15 protein-coding genes, 1 pseudogene and 1 other annotated feature are annotated in these 17,011 nt (G+C 41.9%); of the genes and pseudogenes, 2 read left to right on the plus strand and 14 right to left on the minus strand.

What is annotated here, in order from left to right:
- The first annotated feature begins 64 nt into the window (after nt 1-64).
- The gene (locus tag ADF75_RS08030) at nt 65-367 is read left to right on the plus strand and encodes a DUF1827 family protein (protein ID WP_048789759.1); all 303 of its coding nucleotides are present in this window, start codon (nt 65-67) and stop codon (nt 365-367) included.
- Between the two features lie 80 nt (nt 368-447).
- On the opposite strand, the pseudogene ADF75_RS08035 reads toward ADF75_RS08030, so the two are convergent.
- The 14 genes and pseudogenes from ADF75_RS08035 to typA all read right to left on the minus strand — a co-directional run bounded on the left by ADF75_RS08035 (nt 448) and on the right by typA (nt 15,934).
- Nucleotides 448-882, minus strand: a pseudogene (locus ADF75_RS08035) (GNAT family N-acetyltransferase).
- Between the two features lie 60 nt (nt 883-942).
- Entirely contained in the window at nt 943-3,735 is a 2,793-nt protein-coding gene (ileS, locus tag ADF75_RS08040; protein ID WP_048789760.1) for an isoleucine--tRNA ligase, read from the minus strand.
- A 53-nt stretch (nt 3,736-3,788) separates the two neighbouring features.
- Nucleotides 3,789-4,005 (minus strand) — a binding site (T-box leader).
- Nucleotides 3,996-4,841 (minus strand): DivIVA domain-containing protein, encoded by an 846-nt coding sequence (locus ADF75_RS08045; RefSeq protein WP_048789761.1) that lies wholly within the window; start codon nt 4,839-4,841, stop codon nt 3,996-3,998. (Overlaps the previous feature by 10 nt.)
- A 9-nt stretch (nt 4,842-4,850) precedes the next feature.
- Nucleotides 4,851-5,639 (minus strand): RNA-binding protein, encoded by a 789-nt coding sequence (locus ADF75_RS08050; RefSeq protein WP_048789762.1) that lies wholly within the window; start codon nt 5,637-5,639, stop codon nt 4,851-4,853.
- The gene (locus ADF75_RS08055) at nt 5,636-5,896 is read right to left on the minus strand and encodes a YggT family protein (protein ID WP_006596781.1); all 261 of its coding nucleotides are present in this window, start codon (nt 5,894-5,896) and stop codon (nt 5,636-5,638) included. The genes ADF75_RS08050 and ADF75_RS08055 overlap by 4 nt, the downstream gene beginning before the upstream one ends.
- A 1-nt stretch (nt 5,897) precedes the next feature.
- Nucleotides 5,898-6,527, minus strand: coding sequence for a cell division protein SepF (gene sepF / locus ADF75_RS08060; RefSeq protein ID WP_048715778.1), 630 nt, complete (start codon nt 6,525-6,527; stop codon nt 5,898-5,900).
- 9 nt (nt 6,528-6,536) lie between these two features.
- Nucleotides 6,537-7,205, minus strand: coding sequence for a YggS family pyridoxal phosphate-dependent enzyme (locus tag ADF75_RS08065; protein ID WP_048789763.1), 669 nt, complete (start codon nt 7,203-7,205; stop codon nt 6,537-6,539).
- A gap of 2 nt (nt 7,206-7,207) precedes the next feature.
- Nucleotides 7,208-8,485 (minus strand): cell division protein FtsZ, encoded by a 1,278-nt coding sequence (gene ftsZ, locus ADF75_RS08070; RefSeq protein WP_048715782.1) that lies wholly within the window; start codon nt 8,483-8,485, stop codon nt 7,208-7,210.
- A 15-nt stretch (nt 8,486-8,500) separates the two neighbouring features.
- The gene (gene ftsA / locus ADF75_RS08075) at nt 8,501-9,853 is read right to left on the minus strand and encodes a cell division protein FtsA (RefSeq protein WP_048789764.1); all 1,353 of its coding nucleotides are present in this window, start codon (nt 9,851-9,853) and stop codon (nt 8,501-8,503) included.
- Between the two features lie 141 nt (nt 9,854-9,994).
- The gene (locus tag ADF75_RS08080; RefSeq protein ID WP_048789765.1) at nt 9,995-11,212 is read right to left on the minus strand and encodes a cell division protein FtsQ/DivIB; all 1,218 of its coding nucleotides are present in this window, start codon (nt 11,210-11,212) and stop codon (nt 9,995-9,997) included.
- Nucleotides 11,209-12,279: a UDP-N-acetylglucosamine--N-acetylmuramyl-(pentapeptide) pyrophosphoryl-undecaprenol N-acetylglucosamine transferase gene (locus ADF75_RS08085; protein WP_048789766.1), complete on the minus strand. Its 1,071-nt coding sequence runs from the start codon at nt 12,277-12,279 to the stop codon at nt 11,209-11,211. The genes ADF75_RS08080 and ADF75_RS08085 overlap by 4 nt, the downstream gene beginning before the upstream one ends.
- 1 nt (nt 12,280) lies before the next feature.
- Nucleotides 12,281-13,633, minus strand: a complete 1,353-nt coding sequence (murD, locus tag ADF75_RS08090; RefSeq protein WP_048789771.1) for a UDP-N-acetylmuramoyl-L-alanine--D-glutamate ligase — start codon at nt 13,631-13,633, stop codon at nt 12,281-12,283.
- A 164-nt stretch (nt 13,634-13,797) separates the two neighbouring features.
- On the minus strand, nt 13,798-14,064 hold the full coding sequence (locus tag ADF75_RS08095; protein ID WP_023026447.1) for a DUF3165 family protein: 267 nt from the start codon (nt 14,062-14,064) through the stop codon (nt 13,798-13,800).
- Between the two features lie 22 nt (nt 14,065-14,086).
- Entirely contained in the window at nt 14,087-15,934 is a 1,848-nt protein-coding gene (gene typA / locus ADF75_RS08100) for a translational GTPase TypA (protein ID WP_048789767.1), read from the minus strand.
- 237 nt (nt 15,935-16,171) lie between these two features.
- On the opposite strand from typA, the gene ADF75_RS08105 reads away from it, so the two are divergent.
- Nucleotides 16,172-16,894, plus strand: coding sequence for a 16S rRNA pseudouridine(516) synthase (locus ADF75_RS08105; protein WP_048789768.1), 723 nt, complete (start codon nt 16,172-16,174; stop codon nt 16,892-16,894).
- Nucleotides 16,895-17,011: the final 117 nt, after the last annotated feature.

A 17,011-nucleotide genomic window follows, 5' to 3' on the forward strand; every position in this document is an offset into this window, starting at 1 on the left:
ACTTCTTTCACAAAATAAAAAAAAGTGCTATAATAAATGGAGAAAGAGCTTAGGAGGATCTCACATGAAGCTTATGAATACAACAAATAGTCATGCTAATTTGGTCAAAAGTCAATTAGAAAGTACCGATGCTACCCTTGTTGAGGTCTATTCAGCTGGTAACACCGACGTTATCTTCACCAAAGCTCCTACTCATTACGAATTGCTGATTAGTAACAAACACCGTGCTATTCGTGAAACAGAAGTTGAAAAAATTCGTGAGTTCTTTTTAAAACGCAAGATTGATCTTCAAATCATTGACCAATCTGCTATTAAGACCCTCTACTCTGATAAACTAATTGAAATTTCTTTCCCAATTGCTAAGTAAGGTGCTTCTACCTTACTTTTTTCTTTGCTGTTTTTTTCAAAAAAAATCCGTTCATCTCATTATCGAGATGAACGGATTTTTTATTTCTGATAGATCATTTTTACGTGAGGGGTAGAAGCCAAGATAAAGGTCTCGCTCACCGTTTGAAAACCTAGCTTTTCATACAAGCCAACCACCTGTTCTTGGGCCTCAATTTCAATGGTCCGCCCAGGAAATCTCTGTTCACACAGGTCCAAAATCTGCTCTACCATGTCTTTTCCCAGTCCTTGGCCACGACTATCTTTGGCTACAGCGACTCAACCAAAATGAATCGTAGCCCCTGTCTCAAAGATACGTGCATAGGCATCTACGCGTCCTTCCTCATCTTGATGAAAAAGGTGAATAGCTCTAAGATCAATAGCGTCAAGATCATTGTAGATTCTTGTCTGTTCCACGACAAAGGTCTCCAAACGCAATTGAACGATCTCGTAAAACTCTTTCAGTTCTAGTTCTTTAAATTCTTTCTGGTACCACATCAGTTCCTCTTTATTGAAAAGTCGCAAGGAGACTTTCTCCCTGCGATTTTTCACATCTTATTATTTAGATTCAAATCCTTCTGCTACTGCACCTGCAAAGTTTTCTTCGACGATGCTTGCACAGTGATTGCAGATAGTTGCATGGTAGCTACGTTCTGCTGTACTTGGATCGATACGGCGGCAACGGTCACAAACTTCACCAGTAGCCCGTTCAACTGTGAAGGCTACATCTTCAAAGGCCACTGCACCTTCTGGAGCTGGACCTTCTGCGATGGTCAGGTCTGAGACGATCAAGAGTTGCGCAACATTGCTGTTAACAGCCCCAAGAAGAGTCTTCACCACTTCATTAGGATAAACTGTCAAATGAGCTTCAAGAGATTTACCAATTACTTTTTCATTACGCGCTTCTTCCAAGGCTTTTTGAGCTTGACCACGGAAGTCCATAAAGGCTGCCCATGTGTCCAAGATTTCTTCTTGGTTAGGGAAGTTTTGTGCATCTGGTAACTCGGATAATTGAACAAAGTCCTCTGCTTCAAACTCAAGATAGGACCAGATTTCTTCCGCAGTGTGAGGAAGGATTGGTGTCAAGAGTTTGGTGATTTTGACAAGGATGTCATAGAAAACAGTCTGCATTTGACGGCGTTCGAGTGATTTAGCCCCTTCAATGTAAACAACATCTTTGGCAAAATCAAGGTAGAAGGCTGACAAGTCAACGTTGATAAAGTTAACTAGCGCCTTATAGATTGTCAAGAATTCGAAGTCAGCATAAGCATCACGAATCGTCTTAACAAGTTGGTTAAAGCGGATAGTCATGTACTTATCTACTGAACGTAATTCTTCGTAAGATACTGCATCCTCAGCTGGGTTAAAGTCAGAAGTGTTAGCAATCAAGAAACGAAGAGTATTACGAATCTTACGGTAAGTCTCAGAAACTTGGCTCAAAATATCCATTGAGATACGTACGTCGTTACTTGAGTCTACACTGGTCACCCAGAGACGCAAGATTTCAGCACCAAATTGTTTTTCAACGTCGCTTGGAGCAATGGTATTTCCAAGAGATTTAGACATCTTCTCACCTTTACCATCTAATGTGAAACCTTGAGACAAGATTTGCTTGTAAGGTGCTACGCCATGGTTAGCAACAGATGTGATGAGTGATGAGTTAAACCAACCACGGTATTGGTCAGAACCTTCAAGGTAAAGGTCAGCTGGATAAGTCAGATTTGGACGATTCACCAAAACACCATTCCATGATGAACCCGAGTCAAACCAAACGTCCATGATGTCTGTTTCTTTCTTGAACTCGCCGTTTGGTGAACCTGGATGGGTAAATCCTTCTGGCAAAAGATCTTTGGCATCACGTTCCCACCAGATGAGAGAACCATGTTCTTCAAAGAGTTGCGCTACATGCTCGATGGTTTCAGCTGTCATGATTGGTGTGCCATCTTCGGCGTAGAAGATTGGAAGAGGAACTCCCCAAGCACGTTGACGAGAGATGACCCAGTCACCACGGTCACGGATCATGTTGTAAAGACGGACTTTACCCCATTCTGTATGGAATTTAACTTTATCAATAGCATCCAAGATTTCTTGGCGGAATTTTGAAACAGAGGCGAACCACTGTGGCACCGCACGCCAGATGATTGGTTTTTTCGTCCGCCAGTCAAATGGATATGAGTGAGAGATTTCTTCTTGAGCAAGAAGGAGGTTGCCGAGTTTTTCGATAACCGTTGGCACAACCTTGTCGTAGAATTGACCTTCGAACTCTGCACCAGCATTTGCCATCATAATACCGCGTTCATTAACCGTTACTGCAACTTCAAGACCATTGGCAACACCAACATTGTAGTCATCCTCACCAAAACCAGGAGCTGTATGGACGATACCAGTACCAGAATCTGTTGTAACGTGGTCACCAAGGATCACCAGTTCATCTACTGCTGTATCCCATGGGTGCTCTGTCACAATTTGGTTCAATTCTGAACCACGGTAAGTAGCTAAAACTTGAACGTCAGACCAACCGAATTTCTCAGACAAACTGTTCAACAATTCTGAAGCAACGACAAACTTACGAGATTCACCAGCTGGTTGCACCAAGACGTAATCAATATCCGCACCAACAGTCAAACCACGAGAAGCTGTGATGGTAAATGGAGTTGTTGTCCAAACAACGATGTAGGTATCTGTATCTAGGATACCTTTTCCGTCCTTAACCTTGTTGGCATAGTAAAGGGAAGTTGAAACCAAGTCATGGTATTCAATTTCAGCTTCGGCAAGAGCTGACTCGGATGACCAAGACCAATAAACAGGCTTGGCTCCACGGTAGATGTAGCCTTTATTAGCCATTTCACCGAAGACACGGATTTGCGCAGCTTCATAGTCAGGCGTCAAGGTTACATATAAATTTTCCCAGTCACCTGACATCCCCAAGCGCTTGAAATCATCACGTTGTTTATAAACTTGAGACAGAGCGTATTCACGGCAAAGTTTCAAGTACTCAACCAAGTCCATCTCTTTGCGTTTAACACCTTGTTTTGCTAAAACTTGCTCGATTGGCAGACCATGAGTATCCCAACCTGGGATATAAGGTGCGTTAAAACCTGACATAGACTTAGAACGAATGATGATATCTTTTGAGATATGATTCATGGCATGTCCAACGTGGATATTTCCGTTTGCGTATGGAGGGCCATCATGCAAGACAAAATGCGGTTTCCCTTGGTTCAATTCCTGACGGCGTTGGTACAATTTTGCTTCATCCCATTCTTTTTGCCATACTGGTTCTTTTGTAGGAAGACCAGCACGCATTGGAAAAGCTGTCTTCCCTAAATTCAATGTATCTTTGAGTTTCATGGAGTCTCCTATTAAAAATATAATTACACAAAATAAAAGACCACGACCCCGCCAAAAAGGACGACAAGTCGTGGTACCACCTTCATTCAAGAAAGAGAATCCTCTCTTTCTCCTCTTTTGTCGCTAACGCTGACCAGCGTTAGTGGTTACTCGTTTCACCACTAAGATTTGTAAAAGGATCAATCCTATCAAAGGAAGTACAGGTCTTCCACCATCACCTGCTCGCTAAAACTATTTGATAAGATCACTGTTTTTACAGATTATAAAATTGAAACAGATTCCCGTTGTTCTTCCACTTCTGGTGCATCAATATCAGCAACTAGAGGAGTTTCTACAACAATTTCATCAATAGAATCTTGATCTACCTGATTTTTTTCTGCTTCTTCCAAAGCTTCTTGAACTTTTTCATTCAATCCTTCAAAAGCTTGAGTCGCAGACAATTCACGGTTTACAGCTTCAATATGTTTTTGCAATTCTTCAATTTCTGCGCGTGAGAATTGACGAGTCAAATCAATTGCTTCATCATCGTAGTTATGATGAACTGTTTCTTCCAAAGCTTTTTCGACTACTTCACGGAAAGCTTCATCACTTGTTTGAATATACATAGCAGTTGGGCGAAGAATTTCATCCCATTCTGGTGTATCAATGATGCTCAATTGGCTTTCGATAGTTGATTTCAAGCGTTGGTGGAAGACACGCGTCTTATTCTTCAATTCTTCCGTTTCTACAGCAACTTTTTTGGCATTGTCTGTAGCATGACGAAGAATTTCATTTGCTTTTGCTTTTGCTTCTTCAACTAAATGGTGAGCATCTTGCTCCGCTTGACGAACGATTGTTTCTGAGCGTTCATTTGCCGCATGTTTCACACGTTCTGCTGTATCTTGAGCGATCAATACTGATTGACTCAAAGAGTCTTTCATTTCGTCAAAGTAGTTCAAGCGCTCTTCCAACGCACTAATTTTTGTTTCCAAATCATGATTTTCACGAACTAATTTTTCATAGTCTCGGTAGACCATGTCTTGAAACTCTTCAACTTCTTTAGCATCGTAGCCTCTAAATTTTACATAAAAGCGTTTATCTTTGATTTCTAAAGCTGTAAGTGCCATAGTTCCTCCTTATTTTCTACTGGAAAATACTTCAACCGTTAATTTGTATTTTCCACTTTTTGATAGGCCATTTTCTGATAGTATTTTAAATCGGCCATACTTTCGAACACTAATTAAATCTGCTACTTGGATCATCCGGCTAGGATTATCAATAGTGGCATAGTTTACCTTTACCTGTCCCGACTGAACCAATTGAACAGCTACAGACCGAGCAAGTTTAAAGGTAGAAGCTACTAGTTTATCCAGTCGAACACTAGTAACCAATAGATCTTTGAGTTTGGACGGTTCGTCTACGGTGATAGGTTCTCGACAGTCAATCTCACGAATCTTCACAGACGCCTTTGCGATCTTCTTAAGATTCTCTTTAAAATAGGAGGAGAAACGTTCACCCACATAGATATGAATCTTCCCTTGTCCAACTAGAATATCACCAAAAGACTTTCTTTCTATGCCTAATTGATGGAGAAGCGAACCCAAAACTTGAGAGTGACTTAACCGATAAAACTTATCCGGATAAAGAACTTCTAACAGGCTAATTTCAAAATCAGATGCCTCTAACTGATAGTAGCTAGGAGCCAGAATCACTCGTGCATATTCTGTAGGATAGATTTCTGCACTTGAAAACACCTGCAAACCGTGGTGGGCACCAATTTGTCGTAAAATATCAACCTGATGTGGATTTAAAAAGGAAGTCAGTTCAAAACTATACTGTTGCTCCACTCGAGCTACTAATTCTAGAACTCGATCTATAAAGACGTGGTCTTCTGGACTATAGTGTTGATAAAATCCCTTGGTCATATAAATTGCACCAAAAATTGAAGGACAAACCGTTCCACTACGGATAGAGCAAGTAAGGCAAACATGACTGTAAAGTCTAACCCACCAAATTGCAAAGGAATCTTTCTAAATAGGCTCAAAAATGGTTCGACGATCCGTTGAACCATTTTAGCTAAAGCCGATTCTGATGCATTTGGAAACCAACTAAGCAAAGCATAGATGATTAGTACTAGCTCAAAAACCTGAAAGAAATTTCTAACTAATTGTAGGACAAACATATTAACGATTTCGTTTCATATCAAAGTCGTACTCAGCAACTTCGACATCATTTGGAAGGCGAATATCTTCAATATTCACAACGACATTGATTGGTGTTAATAAGTACATAGTACTTGCAACACGACGTAGATTCCCGGCTAATACATAGCGAGCACCATCCAAATAATCCAAACATCTTCTTGCTTGAACTTCTGTCATGTATTGGAAGTCAATAAGAATACTTTCGTTTGCCAACAACAAGTCGACAATTTCAGTTGCTTCTTCGTATTTACGAGGATAGCGAACATCAATTGTAATCTTTTCATCTGCAGCAGAACGATTTCTTGCCAACTCTTGTTGACGTTGATGAAGTCGAGTAATATTTTCAGAAGATGATTTTTGAGATGAAGCTGATTCAACCACTGCTGTAGAAGCTACTTGTGGACGACTTGCTGCAACAGGAGTAGGTTTCTGCTCCTTGGCAGCTACCACAGCTTTTTGACGTGGTTTTGATGATGGTTGTACTGGTTTAGGGGATGCTACAGGTTGGCTAGCTCCGACTGCTTGAGCAGGCGCTTCTTGCACATCGTACTCATCTCCATCTTCAGTAAAATAATCAATCAATCGATCAAATCTATCTTTAAATGACATAATTCTTTCCTATTTGAAAAATGAGGTCCCAATTCGCACAAAAGTCGCACCGTTAGCAATCGCCACATCATAATCACGACTCATTCCCATGCTTAACTCTGTAAAGGGCATATTTTTCAACTGTTTCTTTTGTAATTCTTTTTGAAGTTGGTGAGTTGCTGCAAATATAGCTTGCAACTCGTCCTGACTTGCCTCAAAAGGAGCCATCGTCATTAAGCCAACAATTTGTAGGTTATCCAAGCCTTCTAGTTCAGGAAGAATCGCATCGAGCTCTTCAGGAGCAAATCCATGCTTGCTTTCCTCTCCAGAAATATTGACTTGTATAAAACATTTAATTGGGTGACTCGCCCTTTTTTGAATTTCTTGGGCAAGCTTCATAGAATCTAAAGCATGGAAGTAATCTACATAATTGATAACTTCTTTTACTTTACGACGTTGGAGACTACCGATCAAATGCCAGGTCAGTCCCTCATCTTTTAGAGCTTGGTATTTTTCTAGAAATTTATCAACACGGTTTTCACCGATATGACACACTCCTGTATCAACCAAAGCCTTAGCTTGGTCGATACCAACATACTTAGTAACAGCAATCACATTGACCTGATCCGTGCGGTTTGCTGTTTCCATTGCTTGTGCAACCTGCGAGAATATTCGCTCTTTATTTTCAATCAGATTCATTCTTAACGATTACGGAAAAATGGTGGTGTTTCCAACTCGTCATCTTCTGAAGAAGAATCCACATAGCGTTCAACTTGACGACCAGTGCTGGTATCAGACTGACGGACAATGTTTTCACGACGAATGTCCCAATCTCCAAACGCAGATCCACGAGGTGTTTCTTGTTTGGCACGTGATTGAGGAGTAGGCATTTCGATTTCTTCCTTCAAATCGAATTCGCGATCGAATTGTGGAGTTTGTGGACGTTGTTCACGTGGTCCAGTTTGGTAATAACGTGCTGAACTTGGTGCATGAGACGCAATTCCACTAACTCTTTCAACTTTGTCCTGACGAACACCAGTTGCGACAACTGTTACGCGGATTTCATCTTTCATTGATTCATCAATAGATGTACCGAGCCAAATGTTTACGCCATGACCAGCTGCTTGGTTAACAATTTCAGAAGCTTCTTCTGCTTCAATCAAGGTCATATCCAAACCACCAGTAACGTTGACGATCACATCTTCAGCACCGTCAATGGTTGTTTCAAGGAGTGGTGAGTAGATAGCTTTACGAGCTGCTTCAATGACACGCTCTTCACCATTACCTACACCAATACCCATCAAGGCATTTCCTTTATTTTCCATAACAGTCTTCACGTCAGCGAAGTCAAGGTTAATCAAGCCTGGGCTTGTGATCAAGTCAGTGATCCCTTGAACCCCTTGGCGAAGGACATTATCTGCTTCGCTCAATGCTTCAAGAAGTGGTGTTTTCTTATCTACAATTTCTAACAAGTTGTTGTTAGAAATGATCAACAAAGTATCCACATGCTCGCGAAGTTCATTGATCCCTTCGATTGCAAAGTTTCCGCGTTTTGTTCCTTCAAATCCGAAAGGACGAGTCACAACGGCTACTGTCAAAGCACCAACAGCTTTAGCAATACGAGCGATGACTGGTGCAGCACCTGTACCAGATCCTCCACCCATCCCTGCAGTGATGAAGACCATGTCTGCACCTTGCAAAGCTTCTGTCAATACTTCTTCACTTTCTTCTGCGGCTTTACGACCAACCTCAGGTTGACCTCCAGCACCCAAACCACGAGTCAACTTAGGACCCAATTGGATAACTGTTTCTGCTTTTGCACTTGAAAGTGCTTGTACATCTGTGTTTGCTGCGATGAATTCTACACCAGCAACTCCTTCGTCAATCATGCGGTTGATGGCATTACCGCCACCGCCACCGACACCGATTACTTTAATAACTGCACCTTGTGCCGCTGCTGTGTCAAATGAAAATGTCATAAATACTTACACTCCTTAATCAAACATATTACCGATTAAATTCTTCATTCGGTCTGTAAAGGTAGTTTTTTCTTCTTGTTTTTGTTCTTCAACTGGATGTTGTTGCTCGACGTTAACTACAGGCTCAATTTCTTCCGGTACATATGCTGGAACAACTGGTTGCTGTACTGGTCGTTCAAACTGAACTGGTTGCTGACGTAGACGTTGATCTCCATGTACAGCAGCTTGAGCAAGAATATCTACATCTGTTAGATTTCCAGCATATTCAGACAAGCTAATCACGTGGGCAAAAGCTGGATTGCGGATACCAATTTGATTTGGAACATACAATTTCACATTTACACCAAAGACTTCTTGCGCCAATTCTTCAATACCAGGGAGAATAGCGCCACCACCGATGATGACAATTCCTCCAGGCAAATCAAGCAAATGTCTTCTTTCAAGATCTTGTTTGATTTGGTCGAAGATGTGTTTGATTCGAGCTGAAATAATCTCTGCCAAATATTTTTCAGATACTTGGACAGGTTCTACTTCACCAATCACCTCAACGTGGAAGACTTCATCACCAACTGATGGAACATAAGCTTCTCCATAGTTGAACTTCAAGCCTTCTGCTAATTTTTGAGAAGTTTTCAATACTTTAGAAATATCTTTGGTAACGTAATCGCCACCCTCTTGATAGATATTTGTAAATTGAAGTTCTTGATTTCGAACAGAAGCTACTGTCGTTTGTCCTCCACCTAAATCAATGACGGTCGCACCAAACTCACGTTCTCCTTCGTTCAATACAGACTTAATCATTGCAAGTGGTGAAATAATGATGTTCTCAACTTGCAAACCAGCACGTTCAACTGTTTTCCGTAAATTATGGAGGACAGTTCTAGGACCAGTATACAAGAGACCACGCATTTCCAAACGGATTCCCATCATTCCACGTGGATCGCGGATTCCTTGGAAACCGTCAACTGTGAACTCTTCTGGAATAAAGGTAATGACTTCACGGTCTGGAGTCATACTCTTTGTCAAAGCAGATCTGACAACATTTTCAACATCTGCATCCGTAATTTCTTTTGAATCACTGGTTACAGGAATCATTCCTTGAGTTGCTTCAATTTGAAGAAGGTTTGCTGGCAACCCAACGTTCACAAGATTGATTGAAATTCCTGCTTTTTCTTCTGCTTGGCTTACTGCACTTTTAATCGCATTAGAAGCAGCCTCAATATCAACAATAATTCCATCTTTGACGCCAGCACTTTTTGCATTGCTGACTCCAATTACATTCATTTCTCCATTGACATGTTCTGCCACCAATACTTTTATTGAACTAGTACCGATATCTAAACCTGTAAAAAAGCCGTTTCTAGCCATTACACCAGTCCTCTCTCTTTTGTTTTCCTATACGTCAATTAATAGCTCCATTTTAGTTAGAACTATCCAAATTTCATTATAACACAAAAATGCCCATAGTGGGCATATTTTCTTTATTTATTTCAGATAATTTATGAGGGTTTACTCAGCGGGAACTTCTTCGTGTTGCTCGGTTACAACTGCACTCTCATCAGAATCTGTCGAGTCAGCGTTAGCTTCTTCTGTTTTGTTCCCCTCCCCTTCTTCTTTTTCTTTCTTTTCCTGAGCTAAAGTAGCCATTGTTTCTGCATTGTAACTATATATCCCTGCTTCCATATCAATGACACTGTCATCTTCAATCAGCTTGCGAATTTGATGGTAATAAGGCAATTTACGCTTGATCTGAGATACAGGCACTAGGACCTTAGTGCTATCCTTCATGGTCAGCGTCACTAAATCCTTCGTCACCTTGCTCGGTGTCAAGTCCACTGACTCAATTTCGTCGCGCACAGAAGATGGTATTTTCCCCAGTTGTTTGACGAATTGTCGGACCAATTCTCGATCAGAAAAACGAACGGCTAGGTAGCCCTTGGGAAGCTGATCCGCAGCAACTGGCGTCTCCACCACTTCCCCATTCTCTAAAATGGGATAGTGATCTTCCTCCGTCACATAGTAACCAAAGACCTGGTATTCCTCCACCTGAACCTTAAACGTCGTAGGGAAGGCATAGGTCATCGAAATATCTTTGACCCATGGACTTGCCGCCTTCATATTGGCAAGATAGCGATCCCGATTTAAAAAGGTTGTCAAGGTATAATCCCGGTCTTGGATCTGACTCTTTTCAAACAACAAGGTCTGATCCGCATTTTTATTCCCTGAAAATTCGATGATTTTTTGCTTAGCTAAGGGTGTTAAAAGGTAGGCAGAAAAGACTGCAATCAAGGTACTGATCACCAAAACAGGAATAGCTCGATAGATGTGACGTCTCGCAATCTGACCTTCCTTTTTGGCCTTCTTCGCTAGTTCCTCTTCTTCGAACCTATCTTCTGAAGGCTCTGTTAGGTAGATGATTTTTTCTTCTTCATCCTCTTCGTCTATTTCGTCAGGAAGAGTTTCTTGCACTTCCTCCTCAGCTAGATCAGCTACATTCTCATCTTCCTCTACTTCTGCAGACTCGCCATCTTGCCCATCTGCTTCTGGATCTTCCGAGGGAGCGTTTTGATTCAGAAGTTCCTGTCTTTCCTTCTCCTCTTGTGCCTTCTTTTCTTTTTCTTCTTGCTCTTCTAATTGTTTCTTTTTTTGATACTCCTGGTTTCGTCTCTGCCATTCAGAGAGCTTGGTTACTTCCTTAGGAGTTTTTTGGTTCTTCTTATCCGTCATTTTTTCCTTTTATTAATTTCTTGATGGACTAGACTGTAAAATTCATCCAAGGAAAGCAATTCATTCGAAGCCTTCATCGCTTGATGATAGCTTTCAGTCTCTTGGAACATTTTATCCATCATTTCTTGCAACCGATCCATGCTCAATTCTGGCTCGGCGATGGTTTCTGCATAGCCTTTTTCCACAAAGTATTGAGCATTTTCAATCTGATCTCCCCGACTAGCTTCTTTCCCTAGGGGAACGATGATATGGAGCTTATTCATGGCCAAGAGTTCAAAAATCGTATTGGCACCACCACGGGTCACTACTAGGTCTGCCTTTTGGAGCAAAGGAAGATAGTGATCCGTCACGTAATCAACGCGATAAAGATGAGGTGCTTGTTCATTCAAGGAAGAGTCCCCTGTCAAATTAATGACATTGTAGCTTGCCAACAAGGCTTCTCGATGATTTGTGACAAACTCATTGAACACTCGCGCGCCAGCAGAGCCACCCACAAAGAGGAGGGTTGGCAACTGTGGATCAAATTGAGCAAATACTGCTTCCAATTCTACTGGAGTTGGAAGGGCTTCCTGATGAACCTTGGTCACAGCTCCCACATGTTGGGCTTTCACTAGGCTTTTCGGCTGCTCAAAGGTTGTGAACATTTTTGTCGCAAACTTATAAGCAATTTTATTGGCCAAGCCCATGGAACGGTCGGATTCATGGACCAATACAGGAACAAAACAGAGTCGTGCAGCCACTACCGGAGGAACAGAAACGAAGCCTCCTTTAGAAAACAAAACCTGTGGCCGTACACGAAGCATGATCCAAATTGATTGGAGAATTCCCCAGAAGACCTTGAAGATATCCAACATATTTTGCCAAGAGAAATAACGGCGCAACTTGCCCGTCGCAATCGAATGGAAATGGATGTCCAAACCAGACTTCAAAATCTCTTGGTGTTCAATCCCTTTCTTGTCTCCAATATAATGAACTTCCCAACCATCCTCGATGAAGCGAGGGATGAGGAGAAGGTTCAAGGTCACATGCCCAACTGTACCTCCCCCTGTAAATACTATTTTTTTCATATTAATTTTTCAACTCTTCTACTGTTTTAAGGAACTCATCGCCCCGTACTTCAAAATTCGCGTACATGTCCCAACTGGCATTGGCTGGACTAAGCAAGACGATATCGCCCGGCTCAGCTAATTCAAAGGCTTTGCGCGTTGCGTCTGCCACATCCGTCGCATCTAGATAGGACACACCCGCTTGATCCGCTGCTCGTTTCACCCGTTCAGCAGACTCTCCAAGGATGATCATTTTTTTAAGACCAGTAATATCTGGCACCAATTCGTCAAACTCATTGCCTCGGTCCAAGCCACCAGCAATCAAGATGACATGAGCATTATCAAAGCCAGACAAGGCTTTTTGGGTTGCCAAGATGTTGGTAGACTTGCTATCATTGTAGAATTTCACCCCTTCAATCTCAGCTACATACTGCAAGCGGTGCTTCACCCCGCCAAAGGCTGATAAGGTTTCTTGGATAGTTTGATTGTCAATGCCACGAAGTTTGGCCACTGCAATAGTAGCTAAAGCATTTTCTACATTGTGGCTACCTGGTACTCCGATTTGGTCTGCTCGCATAACGGCTTCACCTCGGAAGTAAAGGACACCATCCTCTAAATATGCTCCGTCTACCTTTTCTTGGGTTGAAAATGGCACCACAGTAGCCTCTGTTTGCTGCGCCAAGTCTTTGGCTAAATCTTGGTTAAAGTTTAGTACTACAAAATCCTTGGCAGTCATATTCTTTTGAATCGCCCATTTTGCAGCTACATAGCCTTCGAAAGATCCATGGTAATCCAAGTGGGTCGGCATCAAATTGGTAATGACTGCGATTTCTGGGTGAAAGGCTTCAATCCCCATCAATTGGAAAGAAGATAATTCCATTACCAATGTGTCTTTAGCTGTCGCTGTTTGAGCGACTTGACTAGCTGGAAAACCAATATTTCCAGACAAGAGACCGTTTTGTCCAGCAGCCGTTAATACTTCTCCAATCATGGTGGTGGTGGTTGTTTTTCCGTTAGAACCAGTGATTCCGATGATGGGTGCTTCTGAAATGAGGTAGGCCAATTCAACTTCGGTCAAAACAGGGATGCCTTTTTCAAGGGCCCGTTCAACCATAGGATTCGTGTAAGGAATTCCAGGGTTCTTCACCATCACTGCAAAGTCTTCATCCAAGAGTTCCAAAGGATGTCCTCCTGTTACGACTTTGATTCCTTCTTCCAGCAAGCTTTGGGCTGCAGGATTTTCTTCAAAGGCTTTGCCATCATTCACCGTTACGATAGCTCCTAGGCGATCGAGTAGTCGTGCTGCAGATTCTCCAGACTTAGCCAATCCTAAAACAAGGACTTTTTTATTTTTAAATGTTTCAATGACGTTCATAGCATTTTTCTCTCCAATTTGTTCACCTTCTATTTTACCCTTTTTTAGACAAATTAAAAAGTCTAAAGACAGCAAAAATGACCTCTTCAGCATCTTTCATAAAAAAAGAGTCGCCATGATTTTATACCACAACAACTCTATTATATGGAGACAAGCTCTCCAGTTTATTCTGATTTATCCAAGCGTTTAGAAGACTTGGTCGGCAATCGCGAAATATCAACGAGGGCCAGGTAGCCTACAAAAGCAAGGAAGGCGCCCACAAAAAATTCTGAAGGCAATTGGAAAATTTGGAAAATCGCTAAGCAAAGGAGGATGACCAAAGAGACCAACAATACGACTAGGGTAACTACATTCAGAGTTCCTCTGATGCTCTTTGGAGCTGCAAAAAGGTAAAAAAGGAGGATCAAAATACCTATAATTAAATAAACCATTTTGTCACTCCTTTCTTATTTCTTATTCAGCTGCAGCTGATTTTTTCTTTTTGTTTGCTTTTTCGCGCTCTGCCTTATTCAAGATTTGTTTACGTAGACGGATTGATTCAGGTGTTACTTCCATGTACTCATCGTCGTTCAAGAACTCGAGTGATTCTTCAAGCGTCAAGATACGAGGAGTCTTGATAACCGCTGTTTGGTCCTTAGTAGCGGAACGAACGTTAGTCATTTGTTTAGCCTTCGTGATATTAACAGTCAAGTCGTTCTCACGAGAGTTTTCACCGATGATCATGCCTTCGTAAACCTCAGTACCTGGGTTAACAAAGATGGTTCCACGTTCTTCGATAGACATGATAGAGTAGGTTGTTGCCTTACCAGTATCGATAGAAACAAGGGCACCACGGTGACGACCACCGATTTCCCCTGGAATCAATGGCAAGTATTGGTCAAAGGTATGGTTCATGATCCCGTAACCACGAGTCATTGACAAGAATTCAGTTGAGTATCCAATCAAACCACGCGCAGGAACAAGGAAGACCAAACGAGTTTGACCGTTACCTGTTGCAACCATATCCAACATTTCACCCTTACGTTCAGAAAGGCTTTGGATGACAGACCCTTGGTATTCTTCTGGTGTGTCGATTTGCACACGTTCAAACGGCTCACATTTCACACCATCGATTTCTTTAATGATAACCTCTGGACGAGATACTTGAAGCTCGTATCCTTCACGACGCATGGTTTCGATCAAGATAGACAAGTGCAATTCCCCACGTCCTGAAACGGTCCATTTATCTGGTGAGTCTGTTGGTTCTACACGAAGAGAAACGTCTGTTTGCAATTCTGCTTGAAGGCGCTCTTCGACCTTACGAGAAGTCACCCATTTCCCTTCACGACCAGCAAAAGGTGAGTTGTTGACCAAGAAGGTCATTTGAAGGGTTGGCTCATCGATATGAAGAACTGGAAGAGCTTCAATAGCATCTGTTGGAGTAATGGTTTCACCAACGAAGATATCTTCCATACCTGATACGGCAATCAAGTCACCTGCTTTAGCTTCTTGGATTTCACGACGTTCCAAACCAAAGAAACCAAAGAGCTTCGTAACACGGAAGTTCTTCGTTGTGCCGTCTAGTTTAGAAAGGGTTACTTGGTCCCCAACTTTTACGGTACCACGGAAGACACGTCCGATACCAATACGACCAACGAAGTCATTGTAATCCAAGAGTGACACTTGGAATTGAAGGGGCTCATCTGAGTTATCAACTGGAGCTGGAATGTGGTCGATAATAGTGTCAAAGATTGGCGCCATGGTCTTTTCTTGATCTGCTGGGTCATCTGACAAGGAAGATGTTCCGTTGATCGCTGACGCATAAACGACTGGGAAGTCAAGTTGGTCATCATCCGCACCAAGCTCGATAAAGAGTTCCAAGACTTCGTCTACTACTTCTGCTGGACGAGCAGATGGCTTATCGATTTTGTTAACTACAACGATCGGCACAAGGTCTTGTTCCAAGGCTTTTTTCAATACGAAACGAGTCTGTGGCATGGTTCCTTCGTAAGCATCTACGACCAAAACAACACCGTCAACCATTTTCATGATCCGCTCAACTTCTCCACCGAAGTCCGCGTGTCCTGGTGTGTCCATGATGTTGATACGAGTTCCATTGTAGGCAACTGCTGTATTTTTCGCAAGGATGGTGATTCCACGCTCTTTTTCGATATCATTTGAGTCCATAGCACGCTCTGCCAACTCAGTACGTGCGTCAAGAGTTTCAGATTGTTTCAACAATTCGTCAACGAGGGTTGTTTTCCCATGGTCGACGTGGGCGATAATCGCGATATTACGGATATCTTCTCTTAATTTTGTCATGATTTCCTCTATTGTATTCAAAAATTTATTTTCTAACTGAACGATTATACCACAATTTTAAGCAAATGACTTAACTCAAGTAAGTGTAAATGTTTTCATGCTTTCTTTCGAAAACCTTCTTTCTCATTCCCACTCCTAACCACTCTATTCATGAAAATCTTTCACCTCTTTATCCCTTTTCTTCATCCTTTTTCCGAATACTTGTGATTCTCTCCATTTCATGCTATCCTGTCTTTTATGAGATTAGATCAATTACTGGCTCACTACCAAATTCCCCGCAAAGAAATCAAACAGAGCCTAGCCAAAAAGCAGATCCTAGTCGACGGACTTGCTGCAACAAAATTATCCCAAAATGTGGATACAGGTCTCCAAGAAGTTCGCTGGAAGGATCAGGTCCTTACCGACTGTTCCCATCACTATTTTCTTCTTTATAAACCTCAAGGACTAGTGACGGCTACCAAGGATGCCCAACATCCTACAGTGTTGGATCTCCTCCGAGCAGAAGACCGGACCCTCAAGACCTATCCTATCGGTCGACTGGATCGGGATACGACCGGACTCCTCCTACTAACAGACAATGGACCTCTAGGTTTCCAACTCCTTCATCCCCAATACCATATCGAAAAAGAATACGCGGTAACAGTCAACGGCCCTCTTGAACCCGCTCATATAGAGGGATTTCAAGAAGGAATCACCTTCTTAGACGGGACCAGGTGTAAGCCGGCCAAACTAAAAATCCTTAACTCCAGCCTTACCGAAAGTCAGGCACTAGTCACCCTGTCTGAAGGGAAATTTCATCAGGTGAAAAAGATGTTTTTATCTGTCGGTGTCAAGGTAACTAGCCTCAAGCGAATCAAATTTGGAGATTTTTCATTAGACCCCGACCTAACAACAGGTGATTACCGCCCCTTGAACCAAGATGAATTACAGATTATTAAAAACTATTTAGAAAACAATTGATAAAACAAAAAAAGCTTTAGTTTGAACTGCACCCCAAAAGTTAGATAGAAAAAATCTAACTTTTGGGGTGTTTTTACTATGAAATTGACTTATAAAGATAAAGTTCAGATCTATGAA

The organism is Streptococcus sp. 1171_SSPC (assembly GCF_001069335.1).
Lineage (GTDB): Bacteria > Bacillota > Bacilli > Lactobacillales > Streptococcaceae > Streptococcus > Streptococcus xiaochunlingii.

Excerpts from the sequence above, each read along its gene's own strand:
- ADF75_RS08030 (WP_048789759.1), top strand. The coding sequence starts at position 65 with ATGAAGCTTATGAATACAACAAATAGTCATGCTAATTTGGTCAAAAGT.
- ileS (WP_048789760.1), bottom strand. The coding sequence starts at position 3,735 with ATGAAACTCAAAGATACATTGAATTTAGGGAAGACAGCTTTTCCAATG.
- ADF75_RS08045 (WP_048789761.1), bottom strand. The coding sequence starts at position 4,841 with ATGGCACTTACAGCTTTAGAAATCAAAGATAAACGCTTTTATGTAAAA.
- ADF75_RS08050 (WP_048789762.1), bottom strand. The coding sequence starts at position 5,639 with ATGACCAAGGGATTTTATCAACACTATAGTCCAGAAGACCACGTCTTT.
- ADF75_RS08055 (WP_006596781.1), bottom strand. The coding sequence starts at position 5,896 with ATGTTTGTCCTACAATTAGTTAGAAATTTCTTTCAGGTTTTTGAGCTA.
- sepF (WP_048715778.1), bottom strand. The coding sequence starts at position 6,527 with ATGTCATTTAAAGATAGATTTGATCGATTGATTGATTATTTTACTGAA.
- ADF75_RS08065 (WP_048789763.1), bottom strand. The coding sequence starts at position 7,205 with ATGAATCTGATTGAAAATAAAGAGCGAATATTCTCGCAGGTTGCACAA.
- ftsZ (WP_048715782.1), bottom strand. The coding sequence starts at position 8,485 with ATGACATTTTCATTTGACACAGCAGCGGCACAAGGTGCAGTTATTAAA.
- ftsA (WP_048789764.1), bottom strand. The coding sequence starts at position 9,853 with ATGGCTAGAAACGGCTTTTTTACAGGTTTAGATATCGGTACTAGTTCA.
- ADF75_RS08080 (WP_048789765.1), bottom strand. The coding sequence starts at position 11,212 with ATGACGGATAAGAAGAACCAAAAAACTCCTAAGGAAGTAACCAAGCTC.
- ADF75_RS08085 (WP_048789766.1), bottom strand. The coding sequence starts at position 12,279 with ATGAAAAAAATAGTATTTACAGGGGGAGGTACAGTTGGGCATGTGACC.
- murD (WP_048789771.1), bottom strand. The coding sequence starts at position 13,633 with ATGAACGTCATTGAAACATTTAAAAATAAAAAAGTCCTTGTTTTAGGA.
- ADF75_RS08095 (WP_023026447.1), bottom strand. The coding sequence starts at position 14,064 with ATGGTTTATTTAATTATAGGTATTTTGATCCTCCTTTTTTACCTTTTT.
- typA (WP_048789767.1), bottom strand. The coding sequence starts at position 15,934 with ATGACAAAATTAAGAGAAGATATCCGTAATATCGCGATTATCGCCCAC.
- ADF75_RS08105 (WP_048789768.1), top strand. The coding sequence starts at position 16,172 with ATGAGATTAGATCAATTACTGGCTCACTACCAAATTCCCCGCAAAGAA.